The sequence below is a fragment of the Naasia sp. SYSU D00948 genome, from assembly GCF_017916515.1.
Classification (GTDB): Bacteria; Actinomycetota; Actinomycetes; order Actinomycetales; family Microbacteriaceae; genus Naasia.
On the sequence record NZ_JAFMTA010000001.1, the window covers coordinates 663,079 to 683,789 of the forward strand.

Below are 20,711 nucleotides of genomic sequence, written 5' to 3' on the forward strand. Positions count from 1 at the left end.
GTGGGTCAAGGCCGTCATACGCATCAGGGCGTTCACCCTCGCCGACTACGCTCGAACAGGCTCTAATCAGCAAGGAGAGAACGTGGCGGACACGACAGCGCAGGCGAACATCGGAGTGGTCGGACTGGCGGTGATGGGCTCGAACCTCGCCCGGAACCTGGCCAGCCGCGAGGGCAACCGGGTCGCGGTCTACAACCGGACGTGGGAGCGGACCGAGGGCGTCGTCGAGGCGTTCCCCGACGCGGAGTTCATCCCCGCGAGGACGATGGAGGAGTTCGCCGCGTCGCTCAAGAAGCCGCGCGCCGCGATCATCATGGTCAAGGCCGGCCGCCCCACCGACGCGGTCATCGAGGAGCTGACCCGCGTCTTCGAGCCCGGCGACATCATCGTCGACGGCGGCAACGCGCTGTTCACCGACACCATCCGCCGCGAGAAGGCGGTCCGGGAGACCGGGATCAACTTCGTCGGCGCCGGCATCTCCGGCGGCGAGGAGGGCGCCCTGAAGGGCCCGTCGATCATGCCGGGCGGCAGCGCCGAGGCGTGGGAGACCCTGGGCCCGATCTTCAGGTCCATCGCGGCGATCGCCGAGGGCGAGCCGTGCGTCACGCACGTCGGCACGGACGGCGCAGGTCACTTCGTCAAGATGATCCACAACGGCATCGAGTACGCCGACATGCAGCTCATCGCCGAGGCGTACGACCTGATCCGCCGCGGCACCGGCAAGAGCCCCGCCGAGATCGCCGAGATCTTCGCCGAGTGGAACAAGGGCGAGCTCGAGAGCTACCTCATCGAGATCACCGCCGAGGTCCTCCGCCAGGTCGACGCCGAGACCGGCAAGCCGCTCGTCGACGTCATCCTCGACCAGGCCGGCGCCAAGGGCACCGGCGCGTGGACCGTGCAGACGGCCCTCGACCTCGGCATCCCCGTCTCGGGCATCGCCGAGGCCGTGTTCGCGCGGTCCCTGTCGTCGAAGCCGGCACAGCGCGCCGCCGCGTCGAACCTGCCCGGCCCCGCGGAGGAGTGGACCGTCGACGACCCCGAGGGCTTCATCGAGGACGTCCGCCAGGCGCTCTACGCGTCGAAGATCGTCGCCTACTCGCAGGGCTTCGACGAGATCGTCGCGGGCGCCGAGCAGTACGGCTGGGACATCAAGAAGGGCGAGATCGCCAAGATCTGGCGCGGCGGCTGCATCATCCGCGCCCAGTTCCTCAACCGCATCACCGAGGCGTACGAGGACGACCCCGGCCTCGTCGCGCTGCTCACCGCGCCCTACTTCCGTCGCGCGCTCACCGAGGCCGAGCCGGCCTGGCGCCGCGTCGTCATCGCGGCCGTGCAGGGCGGGATCCCCTCCCCCGCGTTCTCGTCGTCGCTCGCCTACTACGACGGCCTGCGGGCCGACCGGCTTCCCGCCGCGCTCGTGCAGGGCCAGCGCGACTTCTTCGGGGCGCACACCTACCGCCGGGTCGACAAGGAGGGCACCTTCCACACGCTGTGGAGCGGCGACCGCTCCGAGGTCGCGGCGACCGACACCCACTGATGCCGCAGCCGCCGGCCGATCTCGCGGGCCGGGTCGCCCTGGTCACCGGGGCCTCCCGCGGGATCGGGCGCGGCCTCGCCCTCGCCCTCGCCGGTGCGGGGGCGACCGTCGCGGCGACCGCCCGGACGCTGGAGGATCTCGAGAGCCTGGCGGAGGAGGGCCGTGCGGCGGGCGGTCGCATCGTGCCCGTGGAGGCGGACCTCGCCGACGTGCCCTCTCTGCGCCGCGCGGTCGAGGAGGTCGGGCGCGAGCACGGACGGCTCGACGTGCTGGTCAACAACGCCGGTCTCGGGTTCAACCACGACGCCCTCGAGGTCACCGAGAGCGACTGGGACCGGATGATGGACGTCAACCTGAAGGGGCTCTTCTTCGCGAGCCAGGCGGCCGTCCGGCTGATGGCCGACCGCGGGTACGGCCGCATCATCAACATGAGCTCCCAGGCCGGGCTCGTGGGCATCCGGCGTCACGCCGTCTACTCGGCGAGCAAGGGCGGGGTCAACATGCTGACCAAGGTCCTCGCGCTCGAGTGGGCGCCGCTCGGGATCACGGTGAACGCCGTCGCGCCCACCTACATCCGCACCCCGGGGACGGCGGAGCGGCTGGACCAGCCGGAGATCGCGGGCGACATCCTCGCCCGCATCCCGGTGGGCCGCTTCGGCACCATCGACGACGTGGCGGCGGCGGTCCTCTACCTCGCCTCGCCGGCGGCGGGGCTCGTCACCGGCACGGTGCTCCCGGTCGACGGCGGCTGGACGGCCCAGTAGGGGTTCCTCCGCCGCATCCCGCGCTCTCGGGTCAGAAGACCTTGCCGGGGTTGAGGATCCCGAGCGGGTCGAACACCTCCTTGATGCTGCGCTGCAGCTCGTGCTGCACGTCGCCGAGCTCCCGCCGCAGCCACCGCTTCTTGAGGAGCCCGACCCCGTGCTCGCCCGTCAGCGTCCCCCCGAGGCGCAGGGCCTCCTCGAAGAGCTCCCCGGCGGCCGTCCAGACCGCCTCCGGCACCTCCTCGCCCTCGAAGATGAACGTCGGGTGCAGGTTGCCGTCCGCCGCGTGGGCGACCACCGGGAGCAGGATCCCGTGCCGGTCCGCGATGGCCGTGACGGCGTCGAACATCTCGGGGAGGGCGCTGCGAGGCACCGCGATGTCCTCGATGAGGCCCGTGCCGAGGGCGTCGAAGGCGTAGTGGGCGCTCCGCCGGACGGCGAACAGGCGCTCCGACTCGACCGGATCCGTGGTCATCTCGGTGTCCACGGCCAGGGCGCCGAGGACGGCGAGGGCCTGCTCCGCCTCCACCCGCGCGCCGGGACCGTCGAAGCTCACGAGCAGGTAGCTGCCGCGGCCGGTCAGGTCCAGGCCGAGGTAGGCGCCGATCGCGGCCAGGCCGCGCTCCTCGATCAGCTCCATGACCGCGGGCGTGAGCTGGGCCGCCGTGACGGCCGCCGAGGCCGCGGCGGCGTCGCGGACGGTGCGGAAGTAGGCGCCGATGGTGGCGACGCCCGGCGCCGGGAGCGGCAGCAGCTTGAGGGTCGCCTCGACGATGACGCCCAGGGTGCCCTCGGAGCCGATCATCAGAGCGGTGAGGTCGTATCCGGTGACGCCCTTCACCGTGCGGTGGCCGAGCGTGAGCAGGGTGCCGTCCGCCAGCACGACCTTGAGGCCGAGCACCGACTCCCGGGTCACGCCGTACTTGGCGCAGAGCAGCCCGCCGGCGTTGGTGGCGATGTTGCCGCCGATCGTCGAGATCGCCCGGCTCGCGGGGTCCGGCGCGAACCAGAGGCCGTGCGGGACCAGCTCGGCGTTGAGCCCCGCGTTGAGGATCCCGGGCTGGACGACCGCCAGCTGGTCGGGGACGCTGACCTCGAGGATCCGGTCCATGGCGAGGGTCGACAGGACGATCTCGCCCTCCCCCGCGGTGGCGCCGCCGGCGAGGCCGGTTCCGGCGCCGCGCGGGATCACCGGGATGCGGTGCGCGGTCGCGAACCGGAGGGTGGCCTGGACGTCGGCGACGTCCCCAGCGGTCACCAGCGCGAGGGGCGGACCCGAGGATCGATGGCCCGACCGGTCGACCCGGACCTGCTCGAGCTCGGGACCGTCGGTGACGACGACCGGCGACGCGGCGTCGACACCGAGCGCGTGACGCAGGGCCGAGGCCGGCTCCACGCCGCGGAGAGCCTCCGTGTCCATTCGAGCCGTGGTCCCGTGCGGGTCAGGCGGCGCCGTCGAACATCGAGGTCACCGAGCCGTCGTCGAAGACCTCGTGGATGGCCCGCGCGATGAGCGGGGCGATCGGCAGGATCGAGAGCCGCTCGAAGCGCTTCTCCGGAGGCAGCGGCAGGGTGTCGGTGACGATGACGGAGTCGATCTCCGGGGTGTCGAGCAGCTCGACCGCCGGCGGCGAGAACACGGCGTGGGTCGCGGCCACGATCACGCCGATGGCACCGTTCGCCTTGAGGGCCGCGGCGGCCTTCGCGATCGTGCGTCCCGTGTCGATCAGGTCGTCGACGATGAGGCAGACCTGCCCCTCGACGTCGCCGACGATCTCGTGGACGGACACCTCGTTCGGCACCCGGGGGTCGCGCCGCTTGTGGATGATCGCGAGGGGCACGCCGAGCTTGTCGCTCCAGATGTCGGCCACGCGCACGCGGCCCATGTCCGGGGAGACGACCGTCAGGTTCTCCTTCGGCACCGTCTTCTCGATGTGCTCGAGCAGCACGGGCATCGCGAAGAGGTGGTCGACGGGGCCGTCGAAGAAGCCCTGGATCTGGGCCGCGTGCAGGTCGACCGACATGATGCGGTGCGCGCCCGCCGCCGCGTACAGGTCCGCGACGAGACGGGCGGAGATCGGCTCCCGCCCGCGGTTCTTCTTGTCCTGGCGGCCGTACGGATAGAACGGGGAGACCACGGTGATGCGCTTCGCCGACGCCCGCTTGAGCGCGTCGACCATGATCAGCTGCTCCATGAGCCACTGGTTGATGGGCGCGGTGTGGGACTGGATGACGAAGGCGTCCGCTCCCCGGACGCTCTCGTCGTAGCGGGCGTACAGCTCGCCGTTCGCGAAGGTCCGCGCGTCGGTGGGAAGGACCGTGGTGTCGAGCTCCGCAGCGATGCTCTGTGCGAGTTCCGGATGGGCTCGGCCGCTCACGATGACGAGGTGCTTCTCACCGTGGGTCTTGATGCCCGTCACGCGTTCCCGCTCTCCGCCGCGGCCCGCGCGGCTTCGGTGCCGGGCCGGTTCGTGGCCACCCAGCCCTCGATGTTGCGTTGCGGAGCCACGTTGATCGCCAGCGCTCCGGACGGCACGTCCTTCCGGACGACGGTCCCGGCACCCGTGTACGCTCCGTCGCCAATCCTAACGGGGGCCACGAAGACGTTGTGCGAGCCCGTGCGCACATGGGAACCGACCACCGTCGAGTGCTTGTGGACGCCGTCGTAGTTCGCGGTGATGGTCCCCGCGCCGACGTTGGAGCCGACCCCGACCTCGGTGTCGCCGATGTACGACAGGTGCGGCACCTTCGACCGCTCGCCGATGTGCGCGTTCTTCGTCTCGACGAAGGTGCCGATCTTGCCGTCCGGTCCGAGGACCGTGCCCGGACGGAGGTACGCGAAGGGACCGACGGATGCTCCTGCGCCGATGACCGCGAGGGTCGCGTCGGTCCGCTTGACGACGGCGCGCTCGCCGATCTCGCAGTCGACGAGCGTCGTGTCGGGGCCGATGACCGCGCCGGTGGCGACCGTGGTCGCGCCCTGCAGCTGGGTGCCGGGGAGGATCTCGACGTCGGGGGCGAGGGTCACGGTCAGGTCGATCCAGGTGGTCGCCGGGTCCTGGATGGTGACGCCGTTGAGCTGCCAGCCGCGCACGATCAGCGCGTTCAGCTTCGCGGCGGCGTCCGAGAGCTGGGCGCGGTCGTTGATGCCCTCGACGAGCCACGGCTCCGCGACCGGGACAGCGGACACCGAGGACCCGGCCTCGCGGAGCGCGGCGACGATGTCGGTGAGGTACTTCTCTCCCTGCGCGTTCGCGGTCGACAGCGACGCGAGCAGGTCGCGCAGCCCCGACAGGCCGAGCGCGTAGACGCCCGTGTTGATCTCGTCGACGGCGAGCTCGTCGTCGTTCGCGTCCTTCTGCTCGACGATGCGGTCGATCGCGCCGTCGGAGCCGCGGATCACTCGCCCGTACCCGGTGGGGTCGGGCAGGACCGCCGTGAGGACGGAGGCCGCCGCGGCGGAGCCGCGATGAGCGGCGAGGAACTCGCGGAGCGTGGCGGCGTCCAGCAGCGGCACGTCGCCGTTGAGCACGAGGACGTCGCCGTCGAAGCCCTCGGGCAGCGCGGCGAGCGCCACCTCGACCGCGCGTCCGGTGCCCGCCACCTCGTCCTGGTCGACGATGATCGCGTCCGGCAGAGCGCCCGTGATCGCCTCGGCCACCCGGTCCCGCTCGTGCCGCACCACAGCGAGGACGTGCGCGGCGGACAGCTCCCGGGCTGTGGCGAGCACGTGGGCGACGATCGGCAGGCCGGCCAGCTTGTGCAGGACCTTGGGAGTCGCGGACTTCATCCGGGTGCCCTGGCCTGCAGCGAGGATGACGACGGCGAGACGGGGGTCGGTCACGGGGCTCCCTTGGTTGTTGCGGCCGGACGTCCATCGGATGCGCGGGCTCGGGACGGACCGCCCCCTGCGCCACCGACTCTGTCGAGCCTAGTTGAGCCGTCGGAACCGGTCCGGCGGCGAGGAGCCGCCCGGGTGGGCCCGGCCCGGGCCCACCGGCTCTCACTGCCGGCGCCGCGCCCGGCCCGGACGGGCGCGATCACGGCGCGAGGAGGGCCTCGGTGCCGACCGTGACGACGATTCCTCGCACGCTCTCCACCAGGTCCGCGTCGAGCGTCACCAGCGCGTCCGCCTGCAGCTGAGTGAGTGCGACGTACTCCGCGGCGTACGTCGACGCCCAGCCGAGCCGGTCCGCGACCTCCCACGCGCGCCGGCGCAGAACCGCGTCGCCGAGGAGGCGGATCGGCATCCGCGCGATCCCCGCGAGGCGGGCGCGCGCCTCGCCCTCCGCCAGCTCGCCGCGATGCACCGCCTCATGGAGGGCGGACAGCGTCTGGGATCGCAGCAGGGTCGGCGCCAGGAGCTCATGCCCGGGCGCCACCTGAGCACCGGTGCTCACGAGCTGCAGGACGACCCCGGCGTCGACGACGAATCTGGTCATGACCCTCCCTCGGTCCAGCACTCCGAGCGCCGCCAGGGTACGCCCGGCACCCTCCCGCCGCTGCGGGGCCGTTCCTCGCGATGAGCGCCTCCCGAAGCGCCCAGCCGCGCCAGCGGTCCCAGAGCGCTTCCGGCACCGCGAGCTCCGGGAACTGGTCCGCCAGGAGCGCTGCGAGCGTGCGCTCGGCGATCTCGAGGGGCATCGCGGCTAGCCGGCCACCTCCGTCCGACTGCGCGCGAGCAGGAGGGCGCGGATCACCACCAGGGGATGAACGGCACGCTGGCGGTCATCACGAGTGACACCGCGTAGATCGCCATGGCGACGCCGATGAGGATCAGCTGCACGCGCAGCTGGCGGGCGACCGCCGCGACACCGAGCAGGAAGAGCGAGATGGCCATCAGCACCGTGGTGAGCGTCAGGGCGTCGCCGCGCTTGTCGGCGGCATCGCCCGCCTCGAACGCCGCGATCGATCGGTCGTCCTCCGCGGCCCACGCCCCGTAGAGCGCGTTCTGGTAGTCCTCGGACTCGAAGGGGCTCGTGAACGCGCTCGGGTCCGCGACGTTCTGCTCGGCGGACCAGAGGATCGCCCTGTTGAGGTTCTCGGACACGGACGTGAACAGCAGGGTGTCGTACTTCAGCTGCGACGCCTCGGCCTGCTCGGGGACGTTGTCGATCTCGATCTGCAGCTCGGTCATCCGGTCCCAGAGCTGGACGTCGCGGATGTACTGCTGGTTCGCCTCGAGGTAGAGCGACTCGGCCTCGGTCTGCGAGCTCTGCCCAGCACTGAACTGCTTCGCCGTCTCGCCGTCGTAGAGCGAGGCCTGGAACGACGCGTACGCGGTCGTCACGGACACCACACCGAGCAGGATCGCCGTGAGGAGCTCGACGTTGCTGAGCAGCCGGCCGAGCCGGGGCTCGCTGCGGCTGCGCCGACGCGGTTCGGTGGACGGTTCGTCGATCGTGGCGGTGTTCGTCACGCAGGGCACTCCGATGCTGTGGACGCGCGTTTCCTGTGAGGAGGTGCGCAGGGCGGCGCAATCGTAGCGACGGCCGAGCGCCTTCCTCGGGAGGCACCGCCGCGCGTCTCACCGAGTGTCCTCCCGATCCGAGCGGCCGATCCGGAGCGGCTCCTACGATGGGTCGGCCGGGTGCCCGCCCGGCTGCACTCGACGGGAGAAGAGGAGACGCCGTGGCCTGGCTGCCCGAGGGGTGGGAGCATCCCGCGAAGGTCCCCCTTCCCACCGGGCATCACCTGCGCCCGATCCGCGCCGACGACGTCGACCTCGACATGCCCGCCGTCATGGGGTCGCAGGAGCGCCTGTGGTCCATCTACGGCCGGGCCTGGGGCTGGCCGCCTTCGACGATGACCCGGGACGCGGACCGGGAGGACCTCCAGCGGCACGCCGAGGAGATCGAGCGCCACGAGTCGTTCAACTACGCCCTCTTCGACGCGGGCGAGACGGAGCTGATCGGCTGCGTGTACATCGATCCGCCCGAGAAGCCGGGCGCGGACGCCGAGGTGTCGTGGTGGGTCCGCGACGAGTACGTCGGCTCCGCGGTGGAGGAGGCGCTCGACCGCTTCGTGCCGCAGTGGCTGGCGGCGGACTGGCCCCTGCGGAGGCCCCGGCTCATCGGCCGGGACATCACCTGGGACGACTGGCTGGCTCTGCCCGAGGGGAGCTAGCCGCGGCGCCGCCGACGGAGCACGACGGACCCCGCCAGGGCGACCACGACGGCGACGGCGAGCGGCGGGAGCACCAGCTCCGGCATCCCGAGGCGGAGGAGGAAGACCCCGAGGCCGTAGTCGAGCATCTCGAGCGGATGGGCCGCGAGGACGCGCGTTCCCGCCGCAGCCGACACGGCAGGAATGGCGGCGGCGCCCACCCATAGGACCAGCAGCGCACCGACCGCACCGGCGATGCGGCTGAGACTTCGGACTCCGCACCACGCGACGGCGAGGCCGACGAGGATCGGCGGCACCCAGTTCGTGAGCGCGAGCAGCTCGTACGCGCCCGCCGGCGGGAGGGACCCGAACGGCGCGACGAGGCCGTTGAGCCAGATCCCGGCCGCCAGCGCGCCGACGGCGAACCCGACCGCGGCGCCGGGCACGGGCGCTCGCGCCTCGAGCAGCAGCACGGCGAGGCCGATCGCGATCGACAGGACGACGACGCCGACCACCGCCGCGAGATACAGGCGTCCGCGCGCGCTCTGCTCCACGCCGTCGCCGACGACCACCGCGCTCTGCACGCCCGCGACCGCATGGACGAGCAGCACCCCGAGCGCGGGCCAGAGCACGCTTCCGCGGGCGCGCGCGGACCGGGCGACGAGTCCGGCGACCGCCGACCCGGTCACGACCAGCCCTGCGATGAGGGTCACGGCGTACTGGCTGAGCGGCAGGAGCGCGATCGGCATCGCGTCGGCGGCCGTGCTCTCCGCCCAGAGGTTCTGCAGCGGGAGCCGCATCCCGGTGAGGAGCCAGGGAACGAGACCCAGGAGGCCGGCGCCGACCCCGATCGCGAGGAGGGCTGTCGGGCCGAGGGGACGCCGGCCGCGCTGCTCGGGCCTCTGCTCGAGCGCGTCCGGATCCGCGTGCGGCGCCTCGCTCATCGAACCCCCGATCCCGCCCATCCTGGCAGAGCCCGGCCCCCGCGGATTCGTGCCCGGCGTCGCTGACGAGCCCGAGGCCGACGACGCAGCCGGCGAGCACGGAGGGAGCAGCACCTCGAGCACGCCCGGGACAACGAGGATGACCGAGACATGACTCGTCCGGGCCCCGATCCCGGCGCCGGAGTCGACCACGCGGGCTCGCTCCGAGCAGACCCTGATCAGCAGTGCGCCGTGACGGCGACGCCGCGCCTCAGCTGTCGCACTCGCAGATGCGGTTGAACGACACCACCCGGTCGCCCTCGTCGGGGCGGGCCCACGCCTCGGCGGCGGCACGGTCGGCGAACGCCCGCGGGGCCAGGCGGCCGTTCGCCATCAGGACGCTCCACTCGATGTCCTCGCGCGGGTCGGTCCATGCCGCGGGTGCCGGCTGTGCCATGTCTCCAATGTACGCTCGGGCGGCCGCGCCGGCTCGGGTTCCCGTGACGACGGTGACGGCGGCCGTCCGCCTCCTACCTGCGCCGGCGCAGGAGCGCGACGACGGCGAGCACGAGCGCGGCCGCACCGGCAGCGGTCCCCCACGGGAAGCCCGCCGCCCGATCTCCTCGCCGGGTCGACGGGTCCTCCCCACGGCCCAGGAGAGGCAGGTGCTCGATCGCGTGCGCCGTACGGGTGAGGCCGCGGCTGACCCAGTCGAGAGCGGGGCGCGGGGCGGCACCGCCCCGGAGGCGGCGGGCGTCGACCGCGTCCCGGAGGCGGTCGACCGCCGTGAGCGGCAGCGCGGCGACGACGTTGCCGGGAGGGCGGCGGGCGACCACGGGATGCGCCCGGGTGGGCGCGATCCGCCGCACGACCTCCCACGCCACGCCGAGGAGCTGGAGCTGCCGCCGGCCCACACGGGTCTGGAGGCGCGGGAAGAGCTCGTCCTCCTCGTCGCGCACGTCCTCCCGGAGCACCTCGACGAGCCGGTCGAGGACGGGCACCCGCCGCGCATCGCCGACCGGAAGCGTCTCCAGTGTCGTGACGAGCTCGTTGACCTCCTGATGCTCCCGCTCCACCTCGAGGGTGAGCTCATCCCCCTCGGGCAGCGCGCGGCGGATCACGGGCCAGAGCACCGACTCCTCGGCGAACGCGTGCGGGAACACGAGCCGGTAGATCCGCAGCAGCGCGTGCTGCTGGGCGGAGCCGGAGGACCCCTGCAGCTCCTCGAGCAGCCCGTTCAGAACGACGTGGTCGCTCTTCTGCCGAGCGAGGACGCTCATCCGTCCTCCCAGCTCGTCCGTGCTCTGCTCCGCCACCGACCGCATCGCGGCCTCCCTTCGTCCTCGACTCGTCAGTGAACGGGACGGGCGCCCGGAAGCGGAACCGGGTTGACGGAGACGCAGATCGGCGACGCGAGCCGGGCGGGGGCGTCGATGCACCGGGACGGAGCGCGAGGAGGCTCTCGCGGCCTTGCTGCAGCCGCTCGAGGCGGCCCGGCTCCGCCTCCAGGATTCGAACCTGGTCCTCACAGCTCCAAAGGCTGTCGTGCTGCCGTTACACCAAGGCGGACCGCTTCGCGGGGCACGGCGAAGCACACGCCAGTCTGCCAGACGGGTTCCGCCCGAACGGGGTCGCGGGGGCTCGCCATAATGGGGGCATGCCGAGCCACGACGAGGTCGATCGCATCGTCGCGGCATGGGAGCGGGAGCGCCCCGAGCTCGACTTCACGCCGCTCCAGGTGCTGTCCCGGGTCACCCGCCTCGCGCGGAAGCTGGAGCGGGCGCGGAAGGCCGCGTTCGCCACGGCGAGGCTCGAGCCGTGGGAGTTCGACGTCCTCGCCCCGCTCCGCCGGTCGGGGTCGCCGTACCAGCTGAGTCCCAAGGAGCTGCTGTCGCTGACGGGCGTCTCCTCGGGGACGATGAGCAACCGCATCGACCGCCTCGTCGAGCGGTCGCTCGTGGAGCGGCGCATCGACCCGCGAGACGGCCGGGGCGTGCTCGTCGTCATCACGCCCGAGGGCCGCTCGCGGGTGGACGCCGCGATCGAGCGGCTACTCGTCGCCGAGGCGGACCTGCTGGAAGGGCTCTCCCGCAGCGACCAGGAGCGCGTGGCGTCGCTCCTGCGCAAGCTCAGCCACTCGTTCGACTCCGCCTGAGACGCAGGCGGCCGAGCCAGACACCGATCAGGAGAAGACGCGGATGTCCTTCCAGGCCTATCTCGACGCGGTCGAGAAGAAGACGGGGCTGACCCCGCGGCAGCTGCTGGAGCTCGCCCGCGAGCGCGACTTCGGCCCCGACTCGAAGGCCGGACCGATCCTCGAGTGGCTCGCGCAGGACTACGGCCTCGGCCGCGGGCACGGCATGGCGATGGTGCACGTCATCAAGAACGGGGCGAGCATCGATCCGAAGTTCGTGGGAACGACGGGCACGCATCGGGATCCGAAGGACCACCTCTGGCTGGACGGGGTGGCGACGAAGCCGGAGGGGTACTGACTCCGCGATCCGGCGGAGTCAGGAGAGGAGCTCGCTGAGCTCCAGCCAGCGCGTCTCGAGCTCGCCCTCGCGGGCGTCGAGGTCGGCCAGCCGCTCCTGCAGACGCAGCAGGCCCTCGTAGTCGGACTGGTCGTGCTCGGCGAACGCCGCGTGCAGCTCGTCGCGCTCCTTCTGCACCCGCTCCAGTCGGCGGTCCACGGACGCGAGCTCCTTCTCGGCTGCTCGCCGGTCGGCCCCGGTCAGGTCCGAAGCGAAGGCCGGAGCCGCCCCGCCAGGGGCCAAGCGCAGGGCGTCGGCAGCGGCTCGCTCCTCCGCCCGGCGCAGGGAGAGGTACTCCTCCACTCCACGCGGGAGGTGGCGGAGCCGTCCGTCGAGCACCGCGTACTGCTGGTCGGTGACCCGCTCGAGCAGGTAGCGGTCGTGCGAGACGACGAGCAGGGTCCCCGGCCACGAGTCGAGCAGGTCCTCCATGGCGGCGAGCATGTCGGTGTCCAGGTCGTTCGTGGGCTCGTCCAGGATCAGGACGTTCGGCTCCTCCAGCAGGATCAGCAGCAGCTGGAGGCGCCGCTTCTGCCCGCCGGACAGGTCCCGCACCGGCGTCGACAGCTGGGCGCTTGTGAAGCCGAGCCGCTCGAGCAGCTGCCCGGGGGTGAGCTCGACCGCGGACGACCCGGTCCCGCTCACGTAGCCGCGGCGGAGCCGCCCGACGACGTCGCTCACGCGGTCGTCGCCCACCTCGTCGAGCTCGTCCAGCTGCTGGGACAGCTCGGCGACGCGCACCGTCTTGCCGCGCTTGACCCGTCCCGTGGTGGGCGTCAGCGAGCCGTCGATGAGCCGGAGGAGGGTGCTCTTGCCCGCGCCGTTGCGGCCGAGGATGCCCGTGCGCTCGCCGGGCGCGATCCGCCACTCCACGTCGCGCAGGACCTCTCGGGGGGTGTCGCCGTCGTACCGGTAGGAGACGTGCTCGAGGTCGACGACGTCCTTGCCGAGGCGGGCGGTGGCGAGCCGGGCGAGGGAGACCGAGTCGCGGAGAGGCGGCTCGTTCTCGATGAGCTGATTGGCGGCGTCGATGCGGAACTTCGGCTTCGAGGTGCGGGCAGGAGCGCCACGCCGGAGCCAGGCGAGCTCCTTGCGCATGAGGTTCTGGCGCTTCGTCTCGGCGGCGGCCGCCATCCGGTCGCGCTCCACGCGCTGCAGCACGTAGGCCGCGTACCCGCCCTCGAACGGCTCGACGATGCGGTCGTGGACCTCCCACGTCGCGGTCGACACCTCGTCCAGGAACCAGCGGTCGTGCGTGACGACGACGAGCGCCCCGGTGTTGGCGGGCCAGCGGGACCTGAGGTGCGTGGCGAGCCAGTCGACGCCCTCGACGTCGAGGTGGTTCGTGGGCTCGTCGAGGAGGAGGACGTCCCAGTCGCCGACCAGGAGGGCCGCGAGGGAGACGCGGCGGCGCTGGCCTCCGCTCAGCTCCCCGAGCGGCGCGTGCCAGTCGAGGTCGGCGACGAGGCCCGCGATGACGTCGCGGATGCGCGGGTCGCCCGCCCACTCGTGCTCGGGCGTCTCGCCGACGATCGCCTGCGAGACCGTGCCGGCGGCGCCGAACTCGTCGCGCTGCGTGAGGACGCCCACGCGGATGCCGCCGCGCCGGGTGACGCGTCCGCCGTCCGGCTCCTGCTCGCCCGAGAGGAGGCGCAGCAGGGACGACTTGCCGTCGCCGTTGCGGCCGACGATCCCGACGCGGTCCCCGTCCGCGAGACCCAGGGTGACCTCGTCGAACACGACCTTGGTCGGGTACTCGAGGTGCAGCCGTTCGGCGCCGAGGAGATGTGCCACTGGTCCAACGGTAGGCGATGGGACACGCGGACCCGGCCGGTCCCGCTCAGGGCGAAACGGTGGGAAGCGCCTCAGTCCGCGACGACGCGGGCGCCGGACACCGGGCCCGTCACCCGGGCGACCGTGAGACGGGCCGCGGAGAGCGCGATCTGGAGCGAGATCGCACCGTCGAGGTCGGGCGTGAGGAACGCGATCGTCGGGCCTGAGCCGGAGACGATGCCGGCGAGCGCGCCGTTCCGCTCGCCGAGCTCGAGCACGCTCGCGAGGGCGGGGGCGAGGTGGAGCGCCGGCGCCTGGAGGTCGTTGTGCAGGGACTCGGCGAGCATGTGCGGATCACCGGCCCGCAGGGCCTGGAGGACGCCGGTGTCGATCATCGGCTGGCCGCTGGCGGGGAAGATGTCGAGGGCGTGACGGGCCCGGTGCTGGTCGAGCTCGTCGTAGACCTGCGGCGTGCTCATGCCGAAATCGGCGAAGGCCAGGACCCAGTGGAACTGCCCCTTCGCGAGCGCGGGGCTCAGCCGGTCGCCACGTCCGGTCCCGATCGCCGTGCCGCCCATCAGGGCGAACGGCACGTCGGCGCCGAGCCGCGCCGCGAGCGTGTGCAGCTCCTCGCGTCCCACGTCGGTGCCCCACAGGGTGTCGCACGCGAGCAGGGTGGCGGCCGCGTCGGCGGAGCCTCCGCCCATGCCTCCCGCGATGGGCACGCGCTTGGTGATCTCCAGGCGCACGCCGCCGCGGAACCCGGTGCGCCGCGCGAGCGCCCGGGCGGCCTGGATCGCGATGTTCGTGCCGTCGGTCGCGAGCTGCGAGCAGTCGATCGGTCCGTCGAAGCCGACCGAGAAGTCGGGTGCGGGGAACGCGCGGACCTCCTCGCAGAGGGAGACCGCCTGGTAGGCGGTGGACACGTCGTGGTAGCCGTCCTCCTGCAGGGCCCCCACCCGGAGGAACACGTTGATCTTGCCCGGCGCTCTCACGCGCACGGGCGAGGCCGACGTGGTCATGGATCCAACCTAGCGGCGTCGCAGAACCGGCTCCGACGCTGCTGAGCGGACCTCAACTGCGAGCGGCGAGCGCGATGTCCAGGAAATCCCCGACGGTCAGGCGTTCTCCGCGGGCGGAGGGATCGACTCCGGCGGTCGCGAGTATCCGGGCGGCGCTGTCGGCGCCGCCCAGGACCCCGGACAGCGACTGCCGCAGCGTCTTGCGTCGCTGGCCGAAGGCGGCGTCGACGAGCCGGAACGTCTCGGCCCGGAGGTCGGGCGGACCGGGCTCGGCCGAGTGGCGGACGAAGGACACGAGCACCGAGTCGACGTTCGGCACGGGCCAGAACACCTGCCTGCCGACCTGGCCGACCACCCGGAACAGCCCGTACCAGGCGGCCTTCACGCTCGGCGACCCGTAGACCTTGGACCCCGGGACGGCCGCGATCCGCTCCCCCACCTCGGCCTGCACCATCACGACGCCCGCGCGGATGCTCGGGAAGGTCTCGAGGAAGTGCAGCAGGACGGGCACGGACACGTTGTACGGCAGGTTAGCGACGAGCCGGACGGGGGACGGCAGCTCGGTGACGCGGAGGGCGTCGGCGTGCACGACCGTGAGCCGGGCGACGGCGTCCTCTCCGCCGACCTCCCGCACGGTGGCGGGCAGCTGCTCGGCCAGGCGCCCGTCGATCTCGACCGCGACGACGGAGGCGCCCGCCTCGAGGAGCCCGAGCGTGAGGGAGCCGAGCCCCGGCCCCACCTCGACGACCGTCTCCCCGGCCTGCACCCCGGCGGTCCGGACGATCCGGCGGACCGTGTTCGGGTCGAGCACGAAGTTCTGGCCGAGCTTCTTCGTCGGGTTCACGCCGAGCCGGGTCGCGAGCTCGCGGATCTCCGCGGGGCCGAGCAGCGCCGAGGGCCGGTCCGTCATGCGAGGGCGCTGGGGCGAGGGGCGTCGGCGTCGGGGACGGGCGGGTCGTCGCCCCACGACCCGTAGACGAGCTCGGTGTTCGACGAGATCTGGGCGGCCAGCATCGACACGTCCGCGCCGAGCCGGGCCGCCATCGCACGCAGCGTGTACGGGATCAGGTAGGGCGCGTTCGGGCGACCCCGCAGCGGGTCGGGCGTGAGGAACGGCGCATCCGTCTCGACCAGGAGCAGGGCCCGCGGCATCACGTCGAGCGCCTCGCGCAGCCGCTCGGCGTTCTTGAACGTGATGTTGCCGGAGAAGGAGGCGTACCAGCCGTTGTCGGCGCAGATCCGGGCGAGCACCTCGTCCCCCGAGAAGCAGTGGAAGACCGTGTGCTCCGGCGCACCTACGCGCTTCAGCGTCCGCACCACCTCGTCGTGCGCGTCGCGGTCGTGGATCTGCAGCGCGAGGCCGTTGCGCTTGGCGATCTCGATGTGCGCCTCGAAGCTCTCGTACTGCGCGGCGCGGCCGTCCTCCCCCGTGCGGAAGAAGTCGAGGCCGGTCTCGCCGATCGCGCGCACCCGGGGCCGGGTCGCGAGCTCCGCGATCTCCTCGAGGGCGCTCTGCAGCGCTCCCGCGGCGGCGTACCTCGGCGCCTCGTTGGGGTGGATCGCGACCGCGGCGAGCATCCGCGGCTCGTTCGCCGCCACCTCGGCGGACCAGCGGCTCGTCTCGAGGTCGCCGCCCACCTGCACGACACCGCGGACGCCGACGCTCGACGCACGGTCGAGGTGCTCGAGGTAGGTCAGCGGCTCGACGCCGTCCGCGATCTCGAGGTGGGTGTGGTTGTCGTAGACCGGGACGGTGAGCCCCTCCGGCAGCGGCGGATAGGTGAGGTCGCGGGACGTCCCGTTGACCTCGGTCGTGTTCCGCTGGCGGACGTAGGCGGACGGGCTCGAATCCTGCTCGCTCACCGGGCGGCCCCGACGCCCGCCTCCTGCTCGATGCGCGGGAACAGCGCCTCGAGCGCCGACACCGTCGCCCCGGCGGGAAGCCGGCCCCAGGTCCCCGCCTCGCGCAGCGGCTGCTCGAGGAGCGGGCCCAGCGTGGCCTCCGCACCGAGCGCCGACCAGAGCTTCGCGGTGGAGGCCGGCATGACCGGCGACAGGAGCACGGTGAGCGCACGGAGCCCCTCGGCGGCGGTGTACAGGACCGTCGACAGCCGCTCCCGCTGCTCCGGCTTCTTCGCGAGCACCCACGGCTCCTGCTCGGTGATGTAGCCGTTGAGTTCCTCGACGATCGCCCAGATCGCGCCGATCGCCTCGTGGATGGCGAAGCGCTCGATCGCCGCATCCGCCTCCGCCGCGGCCGTGGCGACGGTCGCTCGGATCCGCTCGTCCGCCTCGGCGAGGGCGCCGGGCTCGGGAACGCGCCCGTCGAAGTAGCGGGTGATCATCGCGACGACGCGGGAGGCGAGGTTGCCGAAGCCGTTCGCGAGCTCCGCCTGGTAGCGGGCGGAGAGGTCCTCCCAGCTGAACGAGCCGTCCTGCCCGAAGGTGATCGACCGCATGAAGTAGTAGCGGAACGCGTCCGAGCCGAAGACATCGGTGATCTGGCTCGGCGCGATGCCGGTCAGCTTCGACTTCGACATCTTCTCGCCGCCCACGAGGAGCCAGCCGTGCGCGAACACGTGCTTCGGGACGTCGAGGCCGGCGGCCATCAGCATCGCGGGCCAGATGACGGCGTGGAAGCGGAGGATGTCCTTGCCGACGAGCTGGATGCCCGGCCAGCGGCGGCGGAAGTTCTCGTCGTCCCGCCCGTAGCCGATCGCGGTGATGTAGTTGAGCAGCGCGTCGAACCACACGTAGACCACGTGCTGCGGGTCCCACGGGATCTGGATGCCCCAGTCGAAGCTCGACCGGGAGATGGACAGGTCGGCGAGCCCCTGCCGGACGAAGGACATGACCTCGTTGCGGGCGCTCTCCGGCTGCACGAAGTCCGGCCGCTCCTCGTACAGGGCGAGCAGCCGGTCCTGGAACTCGCTCATCCGGAAGAAGTAGTTCCGCTCCTGCAGCAGCTCGACCGGCTTCGAGTGGATGGCGCACACCAGCTCGCCCTCGAACGGACCCGTGCCCGGGACGAGCTCGCTCGGCTGCTTGTACTCCTCGCAGCCGACGCAGTAGTAGCCCTCGTAGTCGCCGGTGTAGATGAAGCCGGTGTCGTAGAGGTGCTGGAGGAACGCCGCCGCGCTCGTCTCGTGCCGCTCCTGGGTGGTGCGGATGAAGTCGTCGTTCGCGATGTCGAGGGTGTCGAGCAGCGGCAGCCAGGAGCTCTCGACGAGCCGGTCCGCCCACTCGCGCGGCGTCATGTCGTTCGCCGACGCGGTCCGCAGCATCTTCTGCCCGTGCTCGTCGGTGCCGGTGAGCAGCCAGGTGTCGTCCCCCGACTGGCGGTGCCAGCGCGCCAGCACGTCCGCCGCGACCTCGGTGTACCCGTGTCCGATGTGGGGCACGTCGCTCGGGTAGAAGATCGGCGTGGTGATGTAGAAGGACGCGCCGGAGGACATGCCGACAATCCTAGGCGCGCGGGTTCGGCGGCCCCGGCCGGGTTACGGCGGCCCCGCGTGCTCGACGCGGTCAGGGGCGGCGGCGCAGCGCGGCCTCGTACAGCGAGCGCCGGGACAGGCCGGTCGCCTCCGCGACCTCGGCCGACGCCTCGCGGAGGCGGACGCCCTCCCCGACGAGGGCGAGCACCTGGCCGACCGCGTCCTCCTCGGACACCTCGACGGGCGCCGCGCCCGCCACCACCACGACGATCTCTCCGCGGACCCCGTCCGCCGCCCACGCCGCGACCTCGGCCGCGGTGCCGCGCACGACCTCCTCGTGCAGCTTCGTGAGCTCGCGGCACACTGCGACCCGGCGCTCGGGGCCGAAGGCGGCCGCGAGGTCGGCGAGGAAGTCCGCGAGGCGCTGCGGCGACTCGAAGAACACGAGCGTCCGGGGCTCGCGGGCGAGGGCTGCGAGGGCGGCCCGACGCTCGGCGGGGCGCCGCGGCGGGAAGCCCTCGAACGCGAACCGGTCGGTCGGCAGCCCGGATACCGCGAGGGCCGTCGGCACCGCAGACGGTCCGGGCAGCACCGTGACCCGGATCCCGGCCTCGACGGCGGCGGTCACGAGCCGGTACCCGGGGTCGGACACGGTCGGCATCCCGGCGTCGCTCAGGACGAGGACGTCGCCCTCCTCGGCGAGCGCGAGGAGCTCGGGGATGCGGTCGCGCTCGGTGTGCTCGTTGAGCGACACGAGGCGGGGCCTGTTCTCGACGCCGAGCCCCGCGAGGAGACGCTGGGTGACCCGCGTGTCCTCGGCGGCGACGACGGAAGCCGTCGACAGCGCGTCGACGAGGCGTCGTGTGGCGTCGCCGAGATTCCCGATCGGCGTCGCCCCCAGCACCAGCATGACCCTCAGTCTGCTCCACCACCCCGGCGTCCGCATGGCGCGGAGGTCCCGGAGGGGCCGCGCCTATCATGGGGCGGTGCCGCGCGCGACCGTCCTCTTCCGGCGCGCCCCGCGGGACGCGCCCGCCGCTCAGGACGACGCGGTGGCGGCGCTCCCGGCGGCGGACCGCGCGGCGGGGTGGCCGGGCTGGCGCTGGGCGGCACCGCTCGCGGTCACGCTCCTCGCGGCCGTGCTCCGCTTCTGGAACCTCGCGCATCCCGCGACCCTGATGTTCGACGAGACGTACTACGTCAAGGACGCCTGGACGCTCCTCAACCTCGGCTACGAGGGCGCCTGGCCGGAGGACTACACCGACGCGGACTTCAGCGCCGGGAAGGTCGACGAGTTCACGGGCGCCCCGTCCTACCCCGCGCACCCGCCCCTCGGGAAGTGGCTGATCGCGGTCGGCCTCGCCCTGTTCGGCGCGGAGAACCCGGTCGGCTGGCGCTTCTCGGTCGCGCTCGCCGGCACGCTGGCGGTCCTGCTGCTCACGCTCATCGCGACGGCCCTGTTCCGCAGCACCGCCCTCGGGGTCCTCACCGGGGCGCTCCTCGCGATCGACGGACTGGCGATCGTGCTCTCGCGGGTGTCCCTGCTCGACACCTTCGTGATGCTCCTCGCCCTGCTCGGCTTCGGCGCGGTGCTCCTCGACCGCCGAGAGCGGGATCGCCGCCTCACGCAGTGGCAGGAGTCCCGCCCGCCGGACGGAGCGACCGGGTGGGGTCCGCTCCTCCTCTGGCGCCCCTGGCTGCTCGCGGCGGGGATCGCGTTCGGCCTCACCTGTGCCGTGAAGTGGTCCGGGATCTACTTCCTCGCGGCCTTCGGCCTCTACGTGGTCGTCACGGACGCCCTCGCCTGGCGGCGGGCCGGCGCGGACGGCTGGCTGCCGGCGACCCTGCTCCGCCAGGCGCCGCTCGCGTTCGTCACGATGGTGCCCGCGGCCTTCGCCGCGTACCTCGCGAGCTTCACCGGCTGGCTCGTGACCTCGGGCGGGTACGACCGCAACTGGATCGCGCAGGGCGGCGAGCGCTGGACCGGTGTGCTCGCCTGGGTGCCCGACGTGCTGCAGAACCTGTGGCACTGGCACGCCGGGATCTACTCCTTCCACACCGGGCTGAGCGCGACGCACGCCTATGCGACGCCCGCGATCCTGTGGCCGCTGCTCGCGCGTCCGACCCAGGTGTACTACGTGGGCAGCGCGGCGGGCGAGAACGGGTGCGCCTTCGACTACTGCTCCGAGATCGTGTGGTCGATCGCCAACCCGATCCTGTGGTGGGCGGCGGTGGCCGCCACGGGATATCTCGTCTACCGGTTCGCCCGCTACCGGGACTGGCGGCACGGGCTGATCCTGATGGGCGTCGCGGCGGGCTACCTGCCCTGGCTGCTGTACCCGACTCGGACGATGTTCCAGTTCTACTCGATCGCGTTCGAGCCCTACCTCCTGCTCGCGCTCACCGCGGTCATCGCGGCGGTGGGGACGGGACGCCGCGGCGAGACCGTGTCGGAGGAGCGGGCGATCGTCGCGCGCCGCGTCATCGCGGTGTTCCTCGTCGTGGTCGTGCTCGTCAGCGCGTTCTTCTACCCGCTGTGGACGGGCGTGCAGACCCCGTTCTGGTTCTGGCAGATGCACGTCTGGCTCGCCAGCTGGGTGTGACCCGCCACTGCAGCGTGCC

General features: G+C 72.6%; 20 protein-coding genes and 1 tRNA gene. 6 read left to right on the forward strand and 15 right to left on the reverse strand.

The genetic code is table 11. The features are described from left to right. The first annotated feature begins 82 nt into the window (after positions 1 to 82). Together gndA and J3P30_RS03070 are read left to right on the forward strand one after the other, a co-directional pair. On the forward strand, positions 83 to 1,537 hold the full coding sequence (gene gndA, locus J3P30_RS03065) for an NADP-dependent phosphogluconate dehydrogenase (RefSeq protein WP_210479463.1): 1,455 nt from the start codon (positions 83 to 85) through the stop codon (positions 1,535 to 1,537). Continuing rightward, positions 1,537 to 2,301, forward strand: coding sequence for an SDR family NAD(P)-dependent oxidoreductase (locus J3P30_RS03070; protein WP_210479464.1), 765 nt, complete (start codon positions 1,537 to 1,539; stop codon positions 2,299 to 2,301). The genes gndA and J3P30_RS03070 overlap by 1 nt, the downstream gene beginning before the upstream one ends. A 31-nt stretch (positions 2,302 to 2,332) precedes the next feature. On the opposite strand, the gene J3P30_RS03075 is transcribed toward J3P30_RS03070, so the two are convergent. From J3P30_RS03075 to J3P30_RS03095, 5 genes are all read right to left on the reverse strand, one after another. Beyond that, positions 2,333 to 3,721 (reverse strand): FAD-binding oxidoreductase, encoded by a 1,389-nt coding sequence (locus J3P30_RS03075; protein WP_210479465.1) that lies wholly within the window; start codon positions 3,719 to 3,721, stop codon positions 2,333 to 2,335. Between the two features lie 22 nt (positions 3,722 to 3,743). Continuing rightward, entirely contained in the window at positions 3,744 to 4,721 is a 978-nt protein-coding gene (locus tag J3P30_RS03080; protein ID WP_210479466.1) for a ribose-phosphate diphosphokinase, read from the reverse strand. Continuing rightward, positions 4,718 to 6,145, reverse strand: a complete 1,428-nt coding sequence (gene glmU / locus J3P30_RS03085; protein ID WP_210479467.1) for a bifunctional UDP-N-acetylglucosamine diphosphorylase/glucosamine-1-phosphate N-acetyltransferase GlmU — start codon at positions 6,143 to 6,145, stop codon at positions 4,718 to 4,720. The genes J3P30_RS03080 and glmU overlap by 4 nt, the downstream gene beginning before the upstream one ends. Positions 6,146 to 6,341: 196 nt before the next feature. Beyond that, positions 6,342 to 6,743, reverse strand: a complete 402-nt coding sequence (locus J3P30_RS03090; protein WP_210479468.1) for a type II toxin-antitoxin system VapC family toxin — start codon at positions 6,741 to 6,743, stop codon at positions 6,342 to 6,344. Positions 6,744 to 6,997: 254 nt separating this feature from the next. Then, on the reverse strand, positions 6,998 to 7,720 hold the full coding sequence (locus J3P30_RS03095) for a hypothetical protein (protein ID WP_210479469.1): 723 nt from the start codon (positions 7,718 to 7,720) through the stop codon (positions 6,998 to 7,000). A 212-nt stretch (positions 7,721 to 7,932) separates the two neighbouring features. Between J3P30_RS03095 and J3P30_RS03100 the strand changes: the two genes are divergently transcribed. Then, positions 7,933 to 8,427, forward strand: coding sequence for a GNAT family N-acetyltransferase (locus J3P30_RS03100; RefSeq protein WP_210479470.1), 495 nt, complete (start codon positions 7,933 to 7,935; stop codon positions 8,425 to 8,427). Here the strand turns inward: J3P30_RS03100 and J3P30_RS03105 are convergent. From J3P30_RS03105 to J3P30_RS03120, 4 genes are all read right to left on the reverse strand, one after another. Continuing rightward, entirely contained in the window at positions 8,424 to 9,350 is a 927-nt protein-coding gene (locus tag J3P30_RS03105) for a hypothetical protein (protein ID WP_210479471.1), read from the reverse strand. The genes J3P30_RS03100 and J3P30_RS03105 overlap by 4 nt on opposite strands. Before the next feature lie 250 nt (positions 9,351 to 9,600). Beyond that, positions 9,601 to 9,786: a hypothetical protein gene (locus tag J3P30_RS03110; protein ID WP_210479472.1), complete on the reverse strand. Its 186-nt coding sequence runs from the start codon at positions 9,784 to 9,786 to the stop codon at positions 9,601 to 9,603. A gap of 73 nt (positions 9,787 to 9,859) precedes the next feature. After that, complete coding sequence (locus J3P30_RS03115) at positions 9,860 to 10,654, reverse strand: hemerythrin domain-containing protein (RefSeq protein ID WP_210479473.1); 795 nt, start codon at positions 10,652 to 10,654, stop codon at positions 9,860 to 9,862. A gap of 172 nt (positions 10,655 to 10,826) precedes the next feature. Further along, positions 10,827 to 10,898 (reverse strand) — tRNA-Gln (locus J3P30_RS03120). An 88-nt stretch (positions 10,899 to 10,986) separates the two neighbouring features. Between J3P30_RS03120 and J3P30_RS03125 the strand changes: the two genes are divergently transcribed. Continuing rightward, complete coding sequence (locus tag J3P30_RS03125) at positions 10,987 to 11,484, forward strand: MarR family winged helix-turn-helix transcriptional regulator (RefSeq protein ID WP_210479474.1); 498 nt, start codon at positions 10,987 to 10,989, stop codon at positions 11,482 to 11,484. Positions 11,485 to 11,527: 43 nt separating this feature from the next. Continuing rightward, positions 11,528 to 11,821, forward strand: a complete 294-nt coding sequence (locus J3P30_RS03130) for a DUF4287 domain-containing protein (protein ID WP_210479475.1) — start codon at positions 11,528 to 11,530, stop codon at positions 11,819 to 11,821. An 18-nt stretch (positions 11,822 to 11,839) separates the two neighbouring features. Here the strand turns inward: J3P30_RS03130 and J3P30_RS03135 are convergent, their stop codons facing one another. The 6 genes from J3P30_RS03135 to rsmI all read right to left on the reverse strand — a co-directional run bounded on the left by J3P30_RS03135 (position 11,840) and on the right by rsmI (position 18,999). Next, positions 11,840 to 13,654, reverse strand: a complete 1,815-nt coding sequence (locus J3P30_RS03135) for an ABC-F family ATP-binding cassette domain-containing protein (RefSeq protein WP_210479476.1) — start codon at positions 13,652 to 13,654, stop codon at positions 11,840 to 11,842. Positions 13,655 to 13,725: 71 nt separating this feature from the next. Beyond that, entirely contained in the window at positions 13,726 to 14,655 is a 930-nt protein-coding gene (locus tag J3P30_RS03140; RefSeq protein WP_210479477.1) for a 4-(cytidine 5'-diphospho)-2-C-methyl-D-erythritol kinase, read from the reverse strand. A 52-nt stretch (positions 14,656 to 14,707) separates the two neighbouring features. Beyond that, entirely contained in the window at positions 14,708 to 15,565 is an 858-nt protein-coding gene (gene rsmA / locus J3P30_RS03145; protein ID WP_210479478.1) for a 16S rRNA (adenine(1518)-N(6)/adenine(1519)-N(6))-dimethyltransferase RsmA, read from the reverse strand. After that, positions 15,562 to 16,518: a TatD family hydrolase gene (locus tag J3P30_RS03150; RefSeq protein WP_210479479.1), complete on the reverse strand. Its 957-nt coding sequence runs from the start codon at positions 16,516 to 16,518 to the stop codon at positions 15,562 to 15,564. Before J3P30_RS03150 ends, rsmA begins: the two co-directional genes overlap by 4 nt. After that, positions 16,515 to 18,110, reverse strand: coding sequence for a methionine--tRNA ligase (gene metG, locus J3P30_RS03155; protein WP_210479480.1), 1,596 nt, complete (start codon positions 18,108 to 18,110; stop codon positions 16,515 to 16,517). The genes J3P30_RS03150 and metG overlap by 4 nt, the downstream gene beginning before the upstream one ends. Before the next feature lie 70 nt (positions 18,111 to 18,180). After that, complete coding sequence (gene rsmI / locus J3P30_RS03160) at positions 18,181 to 18,999, reverse strand: 16S rRNA (cytidine(1402)-2'-O)-methyltransferase (RefSeq protein WP_210479481.1); 819 nt, start codon at positions 18,997 to 18,999, stop codon at positions 18,181 to 18,183. Between the two features lie 76 nt (positions 19,000 to 19,075). Between rsmI and J3P30_RS03165 the strand changes: the two genes are divergently transcribed. Continuing rightward, positions 19,076 to 20,692, forward strand: a complete 1,617-nt coding sequence (locus tag J3P30_RS03165) for a dolichyl-phosphate-mannose--protein mannosyltransferase (RefSeq protein ID WP_210479482.1) — start codon at positions 19,076 to 19,078, stop codon at positions 20,690 to 20,692. The last annotated feature ends 19 nt before the right edge of the window (positions 20,693 to 20,711 follow it).